Source organism: Streptomyces sp. NBC_00104 (assembly GCF_045160825.1).
Classification (GTDB): domain Bacteria; phylum Actinomycetota; class Actinomycetes; order Streptomycetales; family Streptomycetaceae; genus Streptomyces.
The window spans coordinates 9637929-9656256 of the sequence record NZ_CP108215.1; the positions used below are offsets into that span (position 1 = coordinate 9637929).

An 18328-nucleotide genomic window follows, 5' to 3' on the forward strand; every position below is an offset into this window, starting at 1 on the left:
GTCCCGTCCTCGGGGCTCCGCCCCGGACCCCGTTCGCGCAGTTCCCCGCGCCCCTGAAAAGGGGCGCGGGGAACTGCGCGAGAAGCCCCACCCACCCGCAGCCGAAGAACCGGCCCGCGCGGGGTCGAAGGGGCGGCAGACCCTGGGGAGGGGACGGGTAGGGGCGGCGGGGGCGAAAATCCTAGGGCGTGACCTCGACCGACGCCTCCCGCTGGTGCGGGATCTCCACGCCGGCCCCGCCGGTCTGGAGCGTGATCGCCCGCCGCGGCACCGGAACACTGATGCCCTCGGCCCGGTACCGCCTGTGCAGCCGCTTGATGAACTCGTGCTTGATCCGGTACTGGTCGCTGAACTCCCCGACCCCGAGGATCACGGTCATCCCGATGCGGGAGTCGCCGAAGGTGTGGAACCGCACGGCGGGCTCGTGGTCGGGGACCGCGCCCTCGACCTCCTTCATGGTCTCGGCGATGACCTCGTTGGTCACCCGCTCGACATGCTCCAGGTCGCTGTCGTAGCCGACACCCACCTGCACGAGCAGGGTCATGTCCTGCTCGGGCTGGTTGAAGTTGGTCATGTTCGTGCCGGCGAGCTGACCGTTGGGGATGATCACCAGGTTGTTGGAGAGTGACTTGATCGTCGTCTGCCGCCAGTTGATGTCGACGACATAGCCCTCCTCGCCGCTGCTCAGCTTGATGTAGTCGCCCGGCTGGACGGTCTTCGAGGCGAGGATGTGGATGCCCGCGAAGAGGTTGGCGAGGGTGTCCTGGAGGGCGAGGGCCACCGCGAGACCGCCGACGCCCAGTGCGGTGACCAGCGGGGCGACCGGAATGCCCAGCGTCTGCAGGATCACCAGACAGCCGATGGCGAGGACCGTGACCCGGGTGATGTTCACGAAGATCGTGACCGAGCCCGCGACCCCGGCCCGGGACTGGGCGAGCGTGCGCACCAGACCGGCGATCACCCTGGCCGCCGTGACCGTGGCGACGAGGATGAACAGCACCGTCAGGGACTGGTTCACGTTGTGCTGCACGGTCTTCGTCAGCGGCAGCACCGCCGCCGCGGCCGCCGCGCCGCCGACGAACGCGCTCCACGGCACCAGGGAGCGCAGCGTGTCGACGATGAAGTCGTCACCGCCCCAGCGGGTCTTCGTCGCGTGGCCGCCGAGCCACCGCAGCAGCAGCCGCAGCAGGAACGCGGCCAACAGGCCCGCGGCCAGAGTGATTCCGGCCACGAGGTAGTCGTCGAGGGTGAGGGCCCGGGTCATCGGTCGCCTCCCGAGGGACGGGGGGAGCGACCGGCGGGCCGTATGTCAGCTCCCGTGGGCCGTATGTGATGTGTCGTCACCTTGCCACCTGCTCGAATCCGGAATGCACGATCACGCCTGCCGGACGTGTGTACGACGTCGGGCGCGACCGCTCATCCTGCCGCATCCGTACGGCTGATCGGCACCGGACCTGCGTGGATCGGCCGACGACCGGCCCCGCGCCCACGGGAATGTCCGGATGTGCACCGCCGGGACGGCTCCCCCGCCCCGACGCCCGACTCCGAGGTCAGATCACCTTCAGCCGGACCAGCGCGCCGAGCGTCAACGCGCCCGGCAGCAGCGGCAGCCAGACCGTGATGATCCGGAACGCCAGCACCACCGCGGTCGCCACGGCCGCCGGACCGCCCGCCGCCACCAGGGCGACCACGAGCGCGGCCTCCACCGACCCGAACCCGCCCGGTGTCGGTACCAGGGCGACCGCGACCGTGGCGGCGAGATAGGCGAGCGCCATGTGCGTCACCGGGATGTCGAGCCCCAACGCCAGCCCCACGGTGACCAGTACGCCCGCCTGGAGCGCCGGGAACGCCAGCGAACCGCCCCAGAGCGCCAGGACCCGCGCCGGCCGCGCGTGCACCGAGCGGGCCTCGCCCAGCGCCGTGCGCACGAAGCCGAACACGGCCGTACGCAGCCGCCGTACGAGGAGAACCACGGCCACGCCCCCGCAGGCGACGGCGACGGCCGTGACCAGCAAGGGCGTTGACGCGCCGTCGGGGAGGAGGGGGCCCGGTCGCAGCGCCCGGGGGAACGCGAGCAGCAGGGCCAGCAGCAGGCCGACCCGGGCGACGGACTCCGCGAGCAGATACAGCGCGAGCGCCGCCGACGAACGGGACAGCGACACCCCGCACACCGTCATGAACCGCAGGTTCACCGCGCTCGCGCCCAGCCCGGTCGGCAGCAGGTGGTTCGCCGCGCCCGCCGCGAACTGGGTGGCCAGCAGCCGCCCCGCCGGCAGCCGCTCCACGAGCGCCCCCTGCCGGGTCACGGCCGCCGCGACCCAGGTCAGACAGGTGACGCCGATCGCCGCGACCAGCCAGGGCCACCGCGCGGTCGCGAGACGGGCGAAGCCCTCGACGAGCACGGAGCGGTGCCGCACGGCGACCACCAGGACCAGGACGAGGGGAAGCAGACAGAGGATCCGCCGCACCGGAACACACCGGCCGAGCCCCCGCCCCCGGCCGTCCCGCTCCGGGACCGGGCCCCGGCCCTCCGCCGCGCCCGGCTCCCGGCTTTCGCCCCGCTCCTGTGTCCGGCTCGCGGGCAGTCGTATCGCGCTCACACCGGGAGAGGTTCTCCGGGCCCGGCCAACGGGGGGTTGCGGGCGCGGGGCGGGCGGTTGACCGGGGAGCGGACTTCACCGCGCCCGGGCGTACGCCGTCTCGCGCCTTGACCTCAAGCTTGGTCGAGGTTCTAACGTCCTCCGCATGAGTATGGAGACCACCGCCTGGACCCAGCTGCAGGGTCTGATGACCGCCCGGCAGCAGAGCCGTCCCTTCGCCCGCGCGACGCTACGCCGTATCGGCGCCTTCGCCCGTCCACATCGTCGCCGTATCGCATGGTTCGTCGCCCTCAGTGTCGTCACCGCGCTGCTCGCCGTGGCGACGCCGGTGCTCGCGGGGCACGTCGTGGACGTGATCGTGTCGGACGGGGACGAGGCGGTCGTCGTCCGCCTTGCCGTGCTCATCGCCCTCATCGCGGTCGCCGAAGCGGCGCTCGGGCTGCTGGGCCGACGCCTGTCTGCGACGCTCGGTGAGGGACTCATCCTCGATCTGCGGACCGCCGTCTTCGATCATGTGCAGCGCATGCCGGTCGCGTTCTTCACACGTACTCGTACGGGAGCGCTCGTCAGTCGTCTCAACAACGACGTCATCGGCGCTCAACGGGCGTTCAGCAACACCCTGTCCGGAGTGGTGAGCAACCTGGTCACCCTGCTGCTCACCCTCGCCGTCATGCTGACCCTCTCCTGGCAGATCACCCTCCTCTCGCTCGTCCTGCTGCCCGTCTTCGTGATCCCCGCCCGGCGCATGGGCAGCCGTATGGCCCGGCTTCAGCGGGAGGCGGCCGACCTCAACGCGGCGATGGGCACCCGGATGACCGAGCGCTTCTCGGCGCCCGGCGCCACCCTGGTCAAGCTCTTCGGACGGCCCGACGACGAGTCCGCCGAGTTCGCCGAACGGGCCCGCCGGGTGCGGGACATCGGCGTCCGTACGGCGATGGCGCAGTCGGCGTTCATCACCGCCCTCACCCTCGTCTCGGCCCTCGCGCTCGCCCTGGTGTACGGCCTCGGCGGCTGGTTCGCGCTGCGCGGCACTCTGGAGGCGGGCGCGGTCGTGTCCCTGGCGCTGCTGCTGACCCGGCTGTACGCACCGCTGACCGCGCTGGCCGGCGCGCGCGTGGAGGTCATGAGCGCCCTGGTGAGCTTCGAGCGCGTCTTCGAGGTGCTGGACCTGAAGCCGCTCATCGAGGAGAAACCGGACGCCCGCGAGGTCCCCGAGGGCCCGGTGGCCGTGGAGTTCGACGACGTCCGCTTCGGCTACCCGTCCGCGGACAAGGTCTCCCTCGCCTCCCTGGAGGAGGTGGCCTCCCTCGACACCCGTGGCGGCACCGAGGTCCTGCACGGTGTCTCCTTCCGCGCCGAACCCGGCCAGACCGTCGCCCTCGTCGGCTCCTCCGGCGCCGGCAAGTCGACCGTCGCCCAACTGCTGCCCCGGCTGTACGACACGGACACGGGCACCGTGCGTATCGGCGGCGTCGACGTGCGCGACCTGAGCGCGGCGTCGCTGCGCGGCACCCTCGGCATGGTCACCCAGGACGGCCACCTCTTCCACGACACCGTCCGCGCCAACCTGCTCCTCGCCCGCCCCGGCGCCACGGACGACGATCTGTGGGACGTCCTGCGCCGGGCCCGCCTGGACGACCTCGTCCGCTCCCTGCCCGACGGCCTCGACACCGTCGTCGGCGAGCGCGGCTACCGCCTCTCCGGCGGCGAACGCCAGCGCATGACCATCGCCCGCCTGCTCCTGGCCCGCCAGCGCGTCGTCATCCTCGACGAGGCCACCGCCCACCTCGACAACACCTCGGAGGCCGCCGTCCAGGAGGCCCTCGCGGAGGCGCTGGAGGGCAGGACCGCCGTGGTCATCGCCCACCGCCTGTCGACCGTACGGACCGCCGACCAGATCCTCGTCGTCGAGGCCGGCCGGATCGTGGAACGCGGCCGGCACGAGGAACTGCTGGCGGCAGGCGGACGGTACGCGGAGCTGTACCGGACCCAGTTCGAGAAGTCGGGGACCGACGAGCCGGCGGTGGCAGCGCCGGTGGCGGCGGTGTAGGAGCCGAGCGGTCCCCGGGGTTCAGTGCTCGACGCCGGTTCCCGGGGTTCAGCCCTCGACGCCGGTCGCCGGGTGGGCGGCTCCGACCCCACCGGGCGCTACGCGCCGCCCACCCCTGAACCGTGGCCCCGGTTCACCGGCAGCTCGTACACCGCGAAGGCACGCCGGATGACGGGCTGGGCGACATTGCGCACCCGCACACCACCGCTCGTGATGCCGTGCTCGGTACCCAGATGGGCGTGGCCGTGGACGGCGAGGTCGGCGCCGGACTCGTCCATCGCCTCCGCCAGGAGGTAGCTGCCGAGGAAGGGGTAGATCTCCAGCGGCTCACCGACGAGTGTGTCCGGTACGGGGGCGAAGTGGGTGAGCGCGATACGGACCGCGCAGCCGTCCTCCGCCAACTCGTCGAGGGCGCGACGCAGTCCGTCCGCGAGCCCCCGGGTGTGACGGACGAAGGCCTTCATCTCGGGTTCGCCGAACTCGCTGCCGCTGCGCCCGGCGAAGCCGCCGCCGAACCCCTTCGTCCCGGCGACCCCGACCCGTACCCCGTCGACCCGGACGACGGTGCCCTCACCCTCCAGGACGGTCACGCCCGCGTCCCGCAGCACGGCCGTCACGTCCTCGGGGCGCTCGGCGTGGTGGTCGTGGTTCCCGAGGACGGCGATCACCGGCACCGGCAGCCCCGCCACCTCCTCGGCGACGACCCGGGCCTCCTCCGGTGTGCCGTGGCGGGTGAGGTCCCCGGCGAGCAGCAGCAGGTCGGCGTGGTCGGGCAGCGTGTCGAACGCCGGGCGGAGCAGACCTCGGCTGTCCGGCCCCAGATGGATGTCCCCGACGGCCGCGACCCGGATCACGACAACTCCTCGGAACGGTCCGGGGCGGTGACGTCGGCCAGCGCGATGTCCGCCCGGACGGCCACGCCCGGCAGTTCCTTCGCCGCGATCCGCAGGATCGCCTCGCGATCGGCCGCCGAGGACGCCGTGCCGGTGATGTGCACGGCGTCGCCGCGCGCCTCGATCCGCATCCCGAGCTCGGCCAGATCGCTCCGGGCGAGCCGCTCTTCGAGGTGGGCTATGCGGTACTCGGTGTGCGCCGACGCCGGCGGGCGGGAGGCGCCGCCGCCCGGTCCGGTCCGCGGTCCGTTCTCATGTTCTGTCTCATGTCCTGTCGCCATCGCCGGTCTCCTCCGGCTCGATCACATGAAGGCGCTCCAGCAGAAAGAGGAAGGCCGCGGGCATCGGTTCGGCTCCGCACTCGTGCCGCACCCGGCTCCAGTCGATCTTCTCGCGCAGGGTGCGGGCGATCGGCAGCACGGCACCGAAGTCGCAGTAGTGCTCGGAGAACGCCAGGAGCCGCCCGACGAGCAGATCCGTCGCCGCGAGCACGGGCATCCACACGGACTGGACCGACAGCACCTCCGCCCGGTCCAGCAGGTCGCGGCTGACCGGCGCCCGGGACGGCCGGAAGATCAGGTCGACCTCCTGGCCCTGGCTCCGGGTCTTCAGCAGCCAGTCCTCGGGCGGTTGGACCACCTTCAGCCCCGCGGCCTCCAGCGTGGAGGTGACCGCGTCGATGTCCTCCGGCAGCACACAGAAGTCGACGTCGTGCTGGAGCGTGCCCGGGCCGCCGTGGGCGTACACCGCGACGCCGCCCGCCAGCGCGAAGGAGTGCCCACCGGCCTTGAGCAGCGAAGCGACCTCCTTGGCCGCTTCGAGGATGGCCTGGGTCCGATCGGGAGGGAGCCCGTCGTCGTCCGGGCCGGCGAGATCGCCCATGCCTTCCACGATAGTGCGGCCCCGGCCGATGGCCAGACGTGCACCGCAGCTCACAGTGACCGGCGAGCGACCCTCAGTAGCGTGGGCAACAGCCCTTGACCTGCAAGAACGCAGGCAGGGAGCCTGGTTTTCGGGAGTGCCCCATGCCGCGCGTCACCAACGACGGATCGAGGACGCCCGCCGCGCCGACCGGGGTGGCGGCTACGCCGCCCACCAGGTGGAGGCACACGTGATCCTGCGCGAACTACGCACGCTGAGCCTCGCGATGCTGCCCGGCCGGGCGGGCCAGCGCGTCGACGGTCGCGGAGAACAGCCACGGCAGCCGCTGTGCCAGAGGAACCAGCGCCGCGCGAACCGGCGGCACCCGCGTCGCGCCGAGCAGCGCGTGGGTCAGCCAGCGGTAGCGCCGTGTGAGCTGCCGCCACTCCCGCTCGTAGCCCGTCACGTCACCGCTGGTGACGGCCCGGACGGCCGCCGGCGCCTGCGCGAGCGCCAGCGCGATGCCCTCACCGGTCAGCGCGTCGACGTAGCCGGCGGCATCGCCGACGAGCAGCACTCGGCCGGCGGTGCGCGCGCTCGTGTCCTGGCGGAGCGGGCCCGCCCCACGCACCGGTCCGGCGTGCCGGGCCCCGGCCAGCCGCTCCCGCAGCTCGGGGAAGTCGGCGAGGTGGTCGTCGAACGATCCGCGGGCCCCGGTGAGCACCGCGACGCCCACGAGGTCGCCGGCGACCGGGGTCACGTAGGCCTCCGCGCGGCGGGCCCAGTGCACCTCGACGTGGTCGCTCCAGGGGGCGAGCTCGTAGTGGCGCCGCAGCCCGTGCCGCGCGCGGGCCCGGCGCGGCCGGTCGAGGCCCAGGGCCCGGCGGATCGGCGAATGCAGGCCGTCGGCCGCGACGAGGTGGCCGGCCCGGGTGCCGTCGACCGACACACCGTCCTCGTCCTGCTGGACGTGGTGCGCCGTGCGCCGCTCGATCGGTACGCCCGCGGCCAGCACCGTCTCGCGCAGAGCCGCGTGCAGTGTCGTGCGGCGTACCCCCCGGCCCGGGCCCGCCCCGAAGTCGGCATCGACCCGGCGCGGTCCGGCGACGTAGCGGATGCCGCGCAGGTCGTGACCCGGCGGGCGCACACCGAGTGCCGTCAGGGCGGTGACGGCACCCGGCATCAGTCCCTCGCCGCAGGCCTTGTCGACGGTACCGGCGCGTCGCTCCCACACGGCGACGTCGAGCCCCGCCCGGGCCGCGTGCAGGGCCGTGGCCAGGCCCGCCGGCCCTCCGCCGACGACGAGCAGGTCCATGTGCGCCTCCTTCAGGCCAGTTGTGCCAGGGCGGTGTCCTCGGTGCGGATGCGAGTGGCGAGCAGGAACCCGTTCAGCGCGGTGAAGACGACCGCCGTGACCCAGGCCGAGTGCACCAGGGGCAGCGCGAGCCCCTCCGCGACGACGGCGACGTAGTTGGGGTGCGGGATCCAGCGGTAGGGGCCGCCCGTCACGCGCGCGGCACCCGGCACGACGATCACCCGGGTGTTCCACTGCCGTCCCAGGGTCGCGATGCACCACCAGCGCAACGCCTGCGAGGCCGCGACGAGGGCGAGCATGCCCCAGGCGAGGACCACTGCCGTGTCCGGTCGGCGCATCCACACCTCCACGACCGCGCCGACGAGCAGGCCGGTGTGCAGCACCACCATGAACGGGTAGTGCCCCCGCCCGGACTCCACGCCGCCCCGCGCGAGGCTGAGGGCGGCGTTGCGCCGGGACACGGCCAGCTCGGCGACCCGCTCCAGACCGACGGCCAGGACCAGGACGGTGAACAGAACCTCGCTGCTCACCGCTCACCACCCGGAGCGCGCAGGAGCACGAACTCCGAACAGAAGCCCGGGCCCATGGCGAGCATGAGCCCGTAGGAGCCGGGCGGGGGCGGACGGTCGGCGAGCGTGTCCGCCAGGACGTGCAGCACCGAGGATGAGGACAGGTTGCCGATCCGGCGCAGCGAGTCCCAGGTCATGCCCAGGGCGTCCCGCTCGACCCCGAGGGCGTCCTGCAGCGCTTCGAGGACCTTGGGGCCGCCGGGGTGCGCGACGTACCAGCCCAGGTCGTCGCGGGTCAGGCGGTGGTCGGCGAGGAAGCCGCGGACGTCGTCGCCGATGTGACGGCGCACCAGGTCGGGGACCGAGGGGTCGAGAACGATCCGCAGCCCGCCGGAGCCGACGTCCCAGCCCATCATGTGTTCCGAGTCGGGGTAGAGACGGCTGCGCGACGCGAGCACCTCGGGACGAGCCGGGTCGTCGGACTGGGCGAGCGCGTGCTCGGGTCCGACGGCGACCACCGCCGCGGCGCCGTCCCCGAACAGGCCGCTGGCCACGAGGTTGGCGGCCGAGGTGTCGTCGCGCTGCAGCGTGAGCGAGCACAGCTCGACCGACATCAGCACCGCGACCCCGTCCGGGCGGCCGCGCAGCAGGTCGTGCAGACGGGCGATACCGGCCACGCCCGCCACGCAGCCGAGGCCGACGAGGGGAAGGCGCACCACATCGGGCCGCAGCCCGATCTCCGCCGCGACGCGAGCCTCGAGGGAGGGGACGGCCAGGCCGGTCACCGTGCACGACACGATGTAGTCGACGTCGGCCGGTGTCAGGCCGACGCCCTTGAGCGCGTCGACGACCGCGCGAGCGCCCAGCTCGACGCCGGCCCGGATGAAGACGTCGTTCGCCTGGCCGAAGCTCTTGAGCCGGGGGTACTCCTCCAGCGGGAGCACGGTGTGCCGGGTCTCGACGCAGACGTTGCGGTGGAACCGTTCCACGATGCCGCGGTTGACCGTGTCCCCGACCAGCGTGGTGGTGAAGGACTCGGTGATCTCCTCCTGCCGATGGCGGTGCTCGGGCAGGGCGCCGCGAACGCTGAGGACGCGCATGGTCATGCTGGCTCCTGTGGTCGGCTGGGCGAGCGGGTGGGCGCGACGAGCGCCCGACCGAGGTCGAGCGCGACGGTCGGGGTGAGCCGACCCCGGGCGAGCCCGAGCCCGGCGAAGCCGTCGAGGACACGCCGGTCGGCGGCCGAGGCGCGCAGTCCGGCCCCCAGGCCCCGCGTGTTGCGGGCGGGGCGGGCAGGGTTGGCGGAGAGAACGGCGTGGCACGACCGGGCAGCGAAGTCCGCCAGGTCCAGGAGGGCGACGTGCGGCCTCGGCGCGGCGCACCTGGCCCAGATCGGTGGCGGCGCCGGCCACCGAGAGGCCCGAGGGGTGAGATGAGGGTGCCATCAGCCGGCCGCCACGAGCAGGACGACGTCGAGCAGGGCGATGGCCACCGCGGCCCGGAAGGGAGCACGACCGCGGGCGACCAGTGAGAGCAGTGCGAGGACGGTCACCAGCGCGACAACCGCCCACGCCCACACCGGGGGCGTTCCCGCGGGGCCGAGCACGGCGAGCAGCGAGGCGGCGGGCAGCAGCACGGCGGCAAGCACGCGCGAGCGGCGTTCGCCGATCCGGTGCGGGAGGCCGCGGACGCCGGTCCGTTCGTCGTCGGCGAGGTCGGGCAGCGTGTTGAGCAGGTGTGCCCCGACACCGAGCGTGGCGCCGGCGCAGGTCATCCACCAGGGTGCCCAGCCCTGGGCGGGGCCGGCGAGGGTGACGACCGAGGGCAGCGTCCCGAAGGCGCAGGCGTACGGCGCCCAGGACCACGCGGTCGCCTTGAGCCCGAGGTTGTAGGCGTGGCCCGCACCGGTGGCAAGGGTGGCGTTGACCAGCGCGCTGCGCCAGCCGGCGAGCGCCGAGAGCACGAGGCAGGCGACCGCGGCCACGACCAGGGCCCGCACTACGAGGCTGACCGGGAGGACCCCGATGGCCAACGGCTTGTCGGTGCGGCCGACGACGCGGTCACGACGGAGGTCCAGCAGGTCGTTGCCCCAGCCGATCGTCAGCTGGCCGGTGAACACCGCCGCCGTGACGGCGACGGCGTCGAACGGGAGCAGGCCGGCGCGGAGGGCGAGCAGGCCCGTGACGGCGGTGACCGCGAGGGTGGGACCGCCGTGGGCGGTGGCGAGCAGCGCGGGCAGGGGCGGCGGTCCGGGGCGCGCCGGGACCGCGCGGGTGGTCACGGGCATCGCCCCACCTCGACCGGCCTACGACGGGTCGTGGCGCCGAGCGCACAGGGCGCGCCGAGCGCCGTGCGCGGGCGCGGCACGGGCGTTCTGCCGTACGCGGCGTCCCTCAGGCGTCGTACGACCGTGGAGCCGGTACTCCCCGTCGCACCTGTGACCACGATGGACATGCAGGATCGCTGCCACGTTGCCCGCCTGCTCACACGAGGCACTCCGGCATCCGGAGGAACGCCGGTGCGCAGCAGATCGGAACGCGCACGGAGCGGGGACGCCTCGGGCGCATGGGAAGGCAGCCATGACAATTCAGTACACGGGCCCCTTGGCCACATCTAGCGTTAACTCCGTCAACGAATGCATGCATTGATAGGGGGGTGGGCCCTGTGTACGGTTGCCCGTATGACGGACACGCCCGCCCCCATGGCCACCCCGCTGGTCACCGGCTCCGAGATCGCCAGGCTCGCGGGCGTCACCCGCGCCGCCGTCTCGAACTGGCGGCGCCGTTACGACGACTTCCCCACGCCGACCGGCGGGGGTGCCAACAGTCCGCTGTTCGACCTGGCTGAGGTGCAGGCCTGGCTGGACAGGCAGCGCAAGGGGCAGGAAGTCTCCGTGGAGGTGCAGCTGTGGCAGGCGCTGCGCGGCGTGTACGGCGACGACATGCTGGGCGGGCTCGTGGATGTGGCCCGTCTCCTCACCGAGGGAGAGGCACCTGAGGAGCTTCCGGCGGAAGTCGCCCGGCTGGCGCGGGATCTGGCCGAGAGCGGTGGCGCGGCAGACGTGGTGAGCGTCCTCGCTGAGCGCTTCACCGACTCCGTGCGCCGGGCCGGATCGGACCAGGTCACCTCACCGCGCGTCATCCGGGCCGTACGCCACTTCGCCGGTGAGGTGGCACCTGACGCGACCCTCTTCGACCCGGCCTGCGGCATCGGCTCCCTCCTGCTCGCCGTCGGTCCGGAGCGAGGCCCTGGGCGCCACGGGCAGGAGTCCGATGCCCGCCGGGCCAAGTTCGCGCAGCTGAGGGCCGACCTCACCGGGCGAATCGGTGTCGGCATCGTCACGGGGGACTCCCTGCGGGACGACCAGTGGACGGACCTCAAGGCCGACCTGGTCGTCTGTGATCCGCCCGTCGGCGAACCCGACTGGGGGCGTGAGGATCTGTTGCTCGACTCGCGCTGGGAGTTCGGCACCCCGTCTCGTGCCGAAGGCGAACTCGCCTGGCTGCAGCACGCCTATGCGCACACCACGCCCGGCGGTCGTGTCCTCATGGTCCTGCCCGCCTCGGTCGCCTACCGCAAGGCCGGCCGCCGTATCCGCGCCGAGCTCGTACGACGGGGCATCCTCACCCAGGTCACCGCCCTTCCGTCCGGCACGGCGGCCTCGCACGCGCTTCCGGTCCACCTGTGGCAGCTGCGTCGCCCGCGGACCCCGGGGGATGCCGTCACCAGTGTCCGCATGGTCGATCTGACGGCGGGCGATCCGGACGGCTCACTGGAACCGGACCCCGAGCAGATGGCGGAAGTCCCCCTGATCGATCTGCTGGACGATGCCGTGGACCTCACGCCCGGCCGTCATGTCGAGGATTCCCATCGCGACTACGCGGTCGAATATCAGACCTTGCGACGGGAGTTGACGGAGCAGGTGAGGCTGTTGGCGGAGTTGCTGCCCGCGTTGGTCGCGGGCGACGGCCCCAGCTCTCTGGACGGACCTACCGTCGGCGTCGCCGACCTCGCGCGTGCCGGGCTCGTCGAGTACGGCGATCCGGAACCGGTCTCGATCAGCGACCAGCTCGACACCGACTACCTCCAGGGCTTCCTGCGCAGCGCGGCCAACACCCGGCGCTCCACGAGCGCCAGCGGCACCTTCCGCCTCGACGGCAAGGGCGCCCGCATCCCGCAGATGGACATCACCGAGCAACGGCGGTACGGGGCAGCCTTCCGCGCGCTTCAGGAGTTCGAGGAGCGAGCGCGGAGAGTGGTGGAGCTGAGCCGGGACGCGGCGACCCTGGCCAGGGACGGGCTCGGCAACGGCGCGCTCGCTCCCGACAGCTGACGGGGAGCGTCACCCTGCCGGTGTCACCTCGCGGGCGAACGGCACCGCGCTCGCCGTCACTCCCAGGACACTGACGCAGCGGAACTCCAGCCCTTCTTGGCATGCATGGGAAGAGGTCATCGCTGCCGGGTGCCACCGCGCCGCGCAGGGCACGCCACCGCGCGGGGTGCGGATCCTGCGCCTCGTCGACCACGACGTGGTCGTGCGTGGGTGCCGACCCGGCCAACGGGAACGTCTGCATCGCCTCGCGTACGCCTGCCGTGCCGGGCTTCTCCAGGACGCTGGACGCCTGGCGGGACGAACGGCTCGGCGCGGATGTCGCACAGCAGGCGCGGGAACGCCATGAACGGGGCGAGACCACCTGGCACGGCATGCTCGGCACGGTCCCCGTCCGGTACCGCGTCGTCACCTCCCGGGAGGAGCGGGCCGCCGCGCCGGCCTACTCCGGGAAGCCGTCGACGTCCGTCGTCCGGGTCAGGACCGGCGCGGCGACCCACAGCCTGCTGACCACCGGTGCCGCCCAGCGGACCGCGAGCGCCGCCGCCGAGAAGGGAAACGAAGCGGACCGGACGGGTGGCCGCAGTGTCGCTCTGGTCCTCGCCGACCGGACGACGGTGGAGGCGCGGCTCGCCGCCCAGTACCCGAAGCTGCACAAGACCCGTCCGACGAGGTTCAAGGGCACCGGCTACTGGCAAGGGGTCTCCGACGGGCGGGGCGCGGACATCGGTGGTCCGGCCTTCGACGAGGAGGCCGAGGCTGCCCGGCTCATCCACTGAGCTCACGGGTGGACGGATGTGGGACGTCGGTGTGGGCCGGGGAGATCCCGGCCCACACCGTCTCGCCGACTGGTCCGGGCCCGGTCCGGGCCTGGACTCGTATGGGCTGGGGGGCGGACTGTCGGCCGGGATGCGGCGGTCGCTGTGGGTGTGGACGCCTCAGGTCATGGTGTTGGTCAGATGCGGGCCCATGTAGCCGACGTAGATTCCGTGATCGGTACAGGCGCCGTCGTAGTAGTGCAGGCGTGGCGCGATGGTGTTGCCTCCGCCGATCCGCAGGTGGGCACCCATGAACAGCCTGCCGTCCGGATGCACGTGGCGGGGTACGGGGAAGGTGCGTGCCCGGCTCCAGTCGCCGTTCGCCTTCACGGACTTCGACTCGTCCCTGACGACCTTGCGGGGCGAGATGACGTGCGCTCCGTCGGGCGCGTCCGCACACCACTGCTTGAAGTCGCTGTTCGCCTTGCCGCTCGCGACGGCTTCCGCGAAGTCCTGGAGTGCCAGCAGGGCGTCCCAGGCCATCCGGACCCAGGACGAGCCGTAGGCCTGGTCGTCGAGTTCCAGGGTGTACTTGCGTCGGCCGCTGAAGTGGACGCGTCGCATGTCGCCGATCCGGTCCAGGATCTCGGCGAAGGACGTGGGCGCGTTCACGGAGGGGTCCACCATCGCGTAGGCCTGCTCGGCGGCGCCCAGCTTCAGGAGTTCTCGCTGCAGTTCCCGTATCTGCGCCTTGGCCCGGTGGAGTTCCTTGTACTGCTCGTCGTAGTCGACGACGACCTGGGCCTCGTTGCTCTCCGCCTGACGCAGTTCCCGCTTGAGGTCACGGATCTCGTCGGCTCTGACGCGCTGTTCGCGTGCCGCCTCCTCCAGGATCTCGTGCAGGGCGTCGTTCTCGTCGCGCAGTCGTTCCTGTTCGGAGCCGCCGACCCCGTCCCTGGCCCGTGTGCGCATGAGCGGCACGGAATCCAGGGCGTCGGGCAGCGGCAGTCGGGTGGCGAGTCCCTGGGGGAGCTGGTTCAGGATGCGGGCGGCCAGTCGGGGGTTCTCAATGATCAGCCGTTTCGACATCACACGGTGCCGCTGGCCGTCGGCGGGCCAGGCCGGGTCGACGCCGGGCAGGTAGGTGCGGATCCCCCCGTTGTACACGCGGTGGTGTTCCAACGCCCGGTTGAAGACCGACTCGGCTCCCGGGGTGAGCACGTAGAGGATCGCCAACCCGACCAGGGGACGGACGAGAGGGTCGACCGTTCCCTCGAGCCAGGCGTCGAAGTCGACGTCGTTCGGTGTGCTCGCCATGACGACGGGAAGGCGTCGGTCGGCGTCGCACAGTTCGTCTATGACCGCCTCGACATCATCCGCCTCGACGACTTGGGGCATGGCCGTCACGTCCGCCAGGCCGTCGTGTGCGTCGAGCGCCTCCAGCAGGTGTTTCGCGAGCCGGGGTGTCTTGGCGGGCACGGGGGCCGCCTCGGCGTCGTCGGGGAGGTGCTCGACGTCGAGCTGGACCCAGGTCGGCCTGTCGGAGATCTGCCGCGTCACGACGGTGGTCTGCCAGGTGCCGCCGGGCGCGGTCTCCCGCAGCCGCCATCGTCCGTAGGCGCCGGTGACACCGGTGACCGAGTCGTGGTCGAGGGTGACTCCGCGGGCTATCTCGTTGCGGCCCTCGGCGAAGGCGTCGACGTTGTAGCGCTTGGGTGGTTGGGCGAGCCAGTGGCGCAGCTGCTCGTCGACGAGTGCACCGGTCCGTACGTAATCGGTCCGGCTGGTGACCACCATGCGGTAGCGGCGGGTGTCCATCGTGCTGTTCCTCACGTGTACGGGGAAGGGCGGCGTGGTTCAGGCGGTGGCGGTGGCGGTGGCGGCGGCCAGGACGCGGAGCAGTTCACTCACGTCCTGGTGCCAGGCCCGTACCTCGGCGGGGGTCGGAGGCAGGTCGTACGTGTGGTGGTGACAGGCGGCGCTGAGGCCGGACCAGACGGTGTACCACTGGCGTGCGACGGAGGGGGTGACGTACCACTGCAGGCAGAGCATGCGGGTGCGGCCGGTGCTGCGGGTCATGCGAGGGCTGACCGACCGCCAGAAGGCGTCGAGGGTCTCGTCGAGGGCCAGCCGGAGCAGGGTGGCCGCGGCGCGCGCCCGGACGCCGGGGGAGAGTGCGGTGTCGTCCGAGGGATTGAGCAACTGGTCTGCTGACGCCAGGAGTTCTTTCGTGGGGAGAACGCGGGTGGAGCGCGGGGGAGTGGTCACCGGGCCAGCACCTCCTTGGCGAGGCGCTGCGTACGGTCGACCAGGGCCACGCGGTCACCGACGGGCGTGGTCGGCGCCTGGTGCGCTGCCTGGTTCAGCCCCTGGATCAACTCCCTGGCCCACGGGCCGTGGTCACGGGCGACGGCGTCCAGCACCTCGCGCCCCTCCTTGCCCCGCATGCCCATCGCGAGGGCCGCGAGGCCGGTGAGAGGTCCCGGCCGGGTGACCCGCTCCTGGATGTCGCGCTGCCCCATGCCGGCCTCGCGCAGGGCACGCCGCGCGGTGTCCTGGTAGGCGGCCTCCAGCGCCAGACGGCACATCGAGGGGAGCACCCGGTCGGCGACCTCCGGCGGCAGGTGCGGATCGAGGGCGACGGCCCGTGCCTCCGCCAGGGCCTGGCTCACCGGGTCGCTGACGGAGGAGACGCGGACGACCGAGTCGGTCTGCCGGGACACCCGCATGACCGTCGCCCGCAGACCGAGGCGCTGGATGGCCTCTTCGAGCCGGGTGTCGTGGGTGAAGACGACGACCTGCCGGTGCCGCGCGTACAGGTCGAGAACCTTGGCGAGGCCGTCGACCTTCTCCGGGTCCATGGACTGCACCGGGTCGTCGATGACCAGGAAACCGAAGGGACTGTCCTGGTGGGTGGCCCGCGGGATGAACAGGGAGAGGGCGAGTGAGTGCAGTTCGCCCTGGCTCATGACGCCGAATGCGGGCGCGTCGGCATCGTCCACGGAGACGGGAAGACTGACCTGCCGCTGCGGACCGACACCGGTGAGTCCGATCGCACCCAGCGAGACGCTGCTGCGCTCGCACAACAGTCGCCAGATCTGCCCGGACTGGTCGGCGAACGGCTGGAACCGGGCGTCCCGCAACTCGTCGGTGAGCGCTCGCACCCAGTCACGTACGGCCTTGACCTGCTTGCGGGCGGGCTTCGCCGCCTGCGCGGCCTCCGCCTGGCCCAACCACCCGGACAGGCGTACGGCCACGGGCTGCCAGCGTCCGTCCTGCGCTGTGACGCGTCGGCGGGCGTCCTCACGGACCTGATCACAGGCATCACCGAGGACCGCCTCGGCACGTTCCGCACGGTCGGCCAGCTCACGCGGGTCACGTACCGTGCGGCAGGCGACCAGATCCCGCCAGAGCGCGGCGAGGGAGGGCTCGTCGGCCTGGAGCCGGGCGGGGGCCGGACGCATCAGGTCGTGCGCCTCCCGCACCGCGTTCACGAGTTCGTGGTGTGCCGCCTCGGCCTCGGCGGCCTCCGTCTGGAGCCTTTCGACCTGCGCGCGCGTCCGTTCCGCCCAGGAGCGGTCCAAGAGATCCGTGCTGCCGCATACGGGGCAGTCGGAGACTTCGGGATGGCGGCGGTGCTGCTCCAGCGCGGCGTCGAGCAGTGTGATCAACTGCCGGGCGTCCTCGGCGGACCCGTGGCGTGCGTCGTCCGCCGCGGCGGACGCCGAGCGCAGCCGGGTCACGGCCTTCGCGATCAACGGCCGGTCCGGGCGCTCCAGATCGGCCAGCCGGCGCAGCCGTGCGAGGTGTGCCGCGTCGGCGGCGCCGTGGCCCTGCAACAGGGCCCGGACGGCGTCCAGGTCGGGGGTCCTGCCGGAGAGAACCGTGATCGCCTCCTCGGCGCGCGGGTCGTCCACCTCCGACAACTCCCGGATCACCGTGGCTGTGAGGGCCTTGGCGGCGTTCTCGGTGTCGGTCAGGGTCTTGGCCCGAGCCCGCGCCGCGGCGTCGGTGTCGCTGAGCAGTTCGAGGCCGAGAATCCGGGAGATCTCGTCGTGCAAGGTGGTCAGCGGCCCGTTGATCAACGCACCGAGCTGGGTGTACGGGAGGAACGGCCGGTACAGCGACAGTTGCTCGGCGTCGATCACCTCGTGCACGGCTTCGCCGGTGGCCTGTCCGGCTTCCTCCACGACGGTGCGGGACTCCTCGAGCCCTTCGCCGTACCAGATCCGGCGTACGGTCACGGGCTCCTTGGCGCCCTCACCGTCACTGCCGGCGTCGAAGCAGAGCTCCACCGCGACCTCGGGGGCGGAGTGCTCGTGGAGGTTGCGCCAGCCCTTCTTCCATACCTGAGTGCGCCCCTGCCAGCGGAAGTTGTCGCCCGTCAAGGCCATCTCCGCGGCCTCGGCGAAGCTCGACTTGCCGGAGCCGTTGCGGCCCGCCACCAGCGTCAGACCGGGGCCGGGATTCAGCCGGACAGTGGCGGCGGGCCCGATACCGCGCCAGCCGGAGGCCGTGATGGACCGCATGTACACGGCCCCGGAACGGCCACCGCTCCGGGGCCGGGCCGCAGGCAGCAGATCGCGCAGCAGCGCCTGCTCCTCGACGGAGAGCCCTGATCCGGGCAACCGGGCGAGGAGCAGGTCACGGAGGCTGGTGTCGCTCATGGCTCGGATTCCTTGGGTGCTCTGGATGGCTGCGGCGGGCGTGCCCAAGGCGACGCGAGGGGACGATGAGCCGTTGTCAAGCCGAGCATGACGGAAGCGTGTTAGCGTCGTCAACAGACTTCAATGAATTCACGAGGCTGGATTTTGTGTACACATGTTCTAGTGTCCTGCCCGGCACGGAAATGTGTTCGGCCAGCGGATCCGCGGGGCGCCGCGGGTGGGTCGGGGCCTGCGGAAAGGTGTCGGTGGCGCCGTGCGGAGCGCGCGAGGTCGGGGCTGGCGGTCAGGGTGAGCGCCGCCTTCGGCGCGCTTCCCGGGTCCGCCGTGCGCTGGGCCCTGAACGGC

15 protein-coding genes are annotated in these 18328 nt (G+C 72.4%); 3 read left to right on the plus strand and 12 right to left on the minus strand.

Annotated features, from left to right (window positions below; translation table 11 throughout):
• Positions 1 to 181: 181 nt before the first annotated feature.
• Together OG272_RS42155 and OG272_RS42160 are read right to left on the minus strand one after the other, a co-directional pair.
• A complete protein-coding gene (locus OG272_RS42155; RefSeq protein ID WP_326574466.1) occupies positions 182 to 1264 on the minus strand; it encodes a mechanosensitive ion channel family protein in 1083 nt (360 codons plus the stop codon).
• Positions 1265 to 1550: 286 nt separating this feature from the next.
• Positions 1551 to 2468, minus strand: coding sequence for a lysylphosphatidylglycerol synthase transmembrane domain-containing protein (locus OG272_RS42160; protein ID WP_328224785.1), 918 nt, complete (start codon positions 2466 to 2468; stop codon positions 1551 to 1553).
• Between the two features lie 283 nt (positions 2469 to 2751).
• On the opposite strand from OG272_RS42160, the gene OG272_RS42165 reads away from it, so the two are divergent.
• On the plus strand, positions 2752 to 4650 hold the full coding sequence (locus tag OG272_RS42165) for an ABC transporter ATP-binding protein (RefSeq protein WP_326585521.1): 1899 nt from the start codon (positions 2752 to 2754) through the stop codon (positions 4648 to 4650).
• Between the two features lie 98 nt (positions 4651 to 4748).
• Here the strand turns inward: OG272_RS42165 and OG272_RS42170 are convergent, their stop codons facing one another.
• The 7 genes from OG272_RS42170 to OG272_RS42200 form a co-directional block, all read right to left on the minus strand.
• Positions 4749 to 5504, minus strand: a complete 756-nt coding sequence (locus tag OG272_RS42170) for a metallophosphoesterase (RefSeq protein ID WP_327726725.1) — start codon at positions 5502 to 5504, stop codon at positions 4749 to 4751.
• Positions 5501 to 5824: a BON domain-containing protein gene (locus tag OG272_RS42175; RefSeq protein WP_328224460.1), complete on the minus strand. Its 324-nt coding sequence runs from the start codon at positions 5822 to 5824 to the stop codon at positions 5501 to 5503. The genes OG272_RS42170 and OG272_RS42175 overlap by 4 nt, the downstream gene beginning before the upstream one ends.
• Positions 5808 to 6425: a nucleotidyltransferase family protein gene (locus OG272_RS42180; protein WP_326574463.1), complete on the minus strand. Its 618-nt coding sequence runs from the start codon at positions 6423 to 6425 to the stop codon at positions 5808 to 5810. Before OG272_RS42180 ends, OG272_RS42175 begins: the two co-directional genes overlap by 17 nt.
• 244 nt (positions 6426 to 6669) lie before the next feature.
• The gene (locus OG272_RS42185) at positions 6670 to 7719 is read right to left on the minus strand and encodes an NAD(P)/FAD-dependent oxidoreductase (protein ID WP_328224461.1); all 1050 of its coding nucleotides are present in this window, start codon (positions 7717 to 7719) and stop codon (positions 6670 to 6672) included.
• Between the two features lie 11 nt (positions 7720 to 7730).
• Positions 7731 to 8249 carry an isoprenylcysteine carboxylmethyltransferase family protein gene (locus tag OG272_RS42190; protein WP_326574461.1) on the minus strand — a complete coding sequence of 173 codons (519 nt, stop codon included), beginning with the start codon at positions 8247 to 8249 and terminating at the stop codon, positions 7731 to 7733.
• Entirely contained in the window at positions 8246 to 9334 is a 1089-nt protein-coding gene (locus OG272_RS42195) for a 3-oxoacyl-[acyl-carrier-protein] synthase III C-terminal domain-containing protein (protein ID WP_328224462.1), read from the minus strand. The genes OG272_RS42190 and OG272_RS42195 overlap by 4 nt, the downstream gene beginning before the upstream one ends.
• A 338-nt stretch (positions 9335 to 9672) precedes the next feature.
• Complete coding sequence (locus OG272_RS42200) at positions 9673 to 10515, minus strand: UbiA family prenyltransferase (RefSeq protein ID WP_328224463.1); 843 nt, start codon at positions 10513 to 10515, stop codon at positions 9673 to 9675.
• A gap of 393 nt (positions 10516 to 10908) precedes the next feature.
• Between OG272_RS42200 and OG272_RS42205 the strand changes: the two genes are divergently transcribed.
• Positions 10909 to 12561, plus strand: a complete 1653-nt coding sequence (locus OG272_RS42205; protein WP_405895780.1) for an N-6 DNA methylase — start codon at positions 10909 to 10911, stop codon at positions 12559 to 12561.
• A gap of 206 nt (positions 12562 to 12767) precedes the next feature.
• Positions 12768 to 13337: a hypothetical protein gene (locus OG272_RS42210; protein ID WP_327726719.1), complete on the plus strand. Its 570-nt coding sequence runs from the start codon at positions 12768 to 12770 to the stop codon at positions 13335 to 13337.
• A 159-nt stretch (positions 13338 to 13496) separates the two neighbouring features.
• Here the strand turns inward: OG272_RS42210 and OG272_RS42215 are convergent, their stop codons facing one another.
• Genes OG272_RS42215 through OG272_RS42225 form a run of 3 tightly spaced genes read right to left on the minus strand, consistent with a single transcriptional unit; the run spans position 13497 to position 17983 of the window.
• Positions 13497 to 15134 carry a hypothetical protein gene (locus tag OG272_RS42215; RefSeq protein ID WP_327726718.1) on the minus strand — a complete coding sequence of 546 codons (1638 nt, stop codon included), beginning with the start codon at positions 15132 to 15134 and terminating at the stop codon, positions 13497 to 13499.
• Positions 15135 to 15173: 39 nt separating this feature from the next.
• A complete protein-coding gene (locus tag OG272_RS42220; RefSeq protein WP_405895781.1) occupies positions 15174 to 15584 on the minus strand; it encodes a hypothetical protein in 411 nt (136 codons plus the stop codon).
• Complete coding sequence (locus OG272_RS42225; RefSeq protein ID WP_405895782.1) at positions 15581 to 17983, minus strand: AAA family ATPase; 2403 nt, start codon at positions 17981 to 17983, stop codon at positions 15581 to 15583. The genes OG272_RS42220 and OG272_RS42225 overlap by 4 nt, the downstream gene beginning before the upstream one ends.
• Between the last annotated feature and the right edge of the window lie 345 nt (positions 17984 to 18328).

Coding starts and splice junctions, on each gene's coding strand:
- OG272_RS42155 (WP_326574466.1), bottom strand. CDS start 1,264: ATGACCCGGGCCCTCACCCTCGACGACTACCTCGTGGCCGGAATCACT.
- OG272_RS42180 (WP_326574463.1), bottom strand. CDS start 6,425: ATGGGCGATCTCGCCGGCCCGGACGACGACGGGCTCCCTCCCGATCGG.
- OG272_RS42205 (WP_405895780.1), top strand. CDS start 10,909: ATGACGGACACGCCCGCCCCCATGGCCACCCCGCTGGTCACCGGCTCC.
- OG272_RS42165 (WP_326585521.1), top strand. CDS start 2,752: ATGGAGACCACCGCCTGGACCCAGCTGCAGGGTCTGATGACCGCCCGG.
- OG272_RS42175 (WP_328224460.1), bottom strand. CDS start 5,824: ATGGCGACAGGACATGAGACAGAACATGAGAACGGACCGCGGACCGGA.
- OG272_RS42215 (WP_327726718.1), bottom strand. CDS start 15,134: ATGGACACCCGCCGCTACCGCATGGTGGTCACCAGCCGGACCGATTAC.
- OG272_RS42225 (WP_405895782.1), bottom strand. CDS start 17,983: ATGAGCGACACCAGCCTCCGTGACCTGCTCCTCGCCCGGTTGCCCGGA.
- OG272_RS42185 (WP_328224461.1), bottom strand. CDS start 7,719: ATGGACCTGCTCGTCGTCGGCGGAGGGCCGGCGGGCCTGGCCACGGCC.
- OG272_RS42200 (WP_328224463.1), bottom strand. CDS start 10,515: ATGCCCGTGACCACCCGCGCGGTCCCGGCGCGCCCCGGACCGCCGCCC.
- OG272_RS42195 (WP_328224462.1), bottom strand. CDS start 9,334: ATGACCATGCGCGTCCTCAGCGTTCGCGGCGCCCTGCCCGAGCACCGC.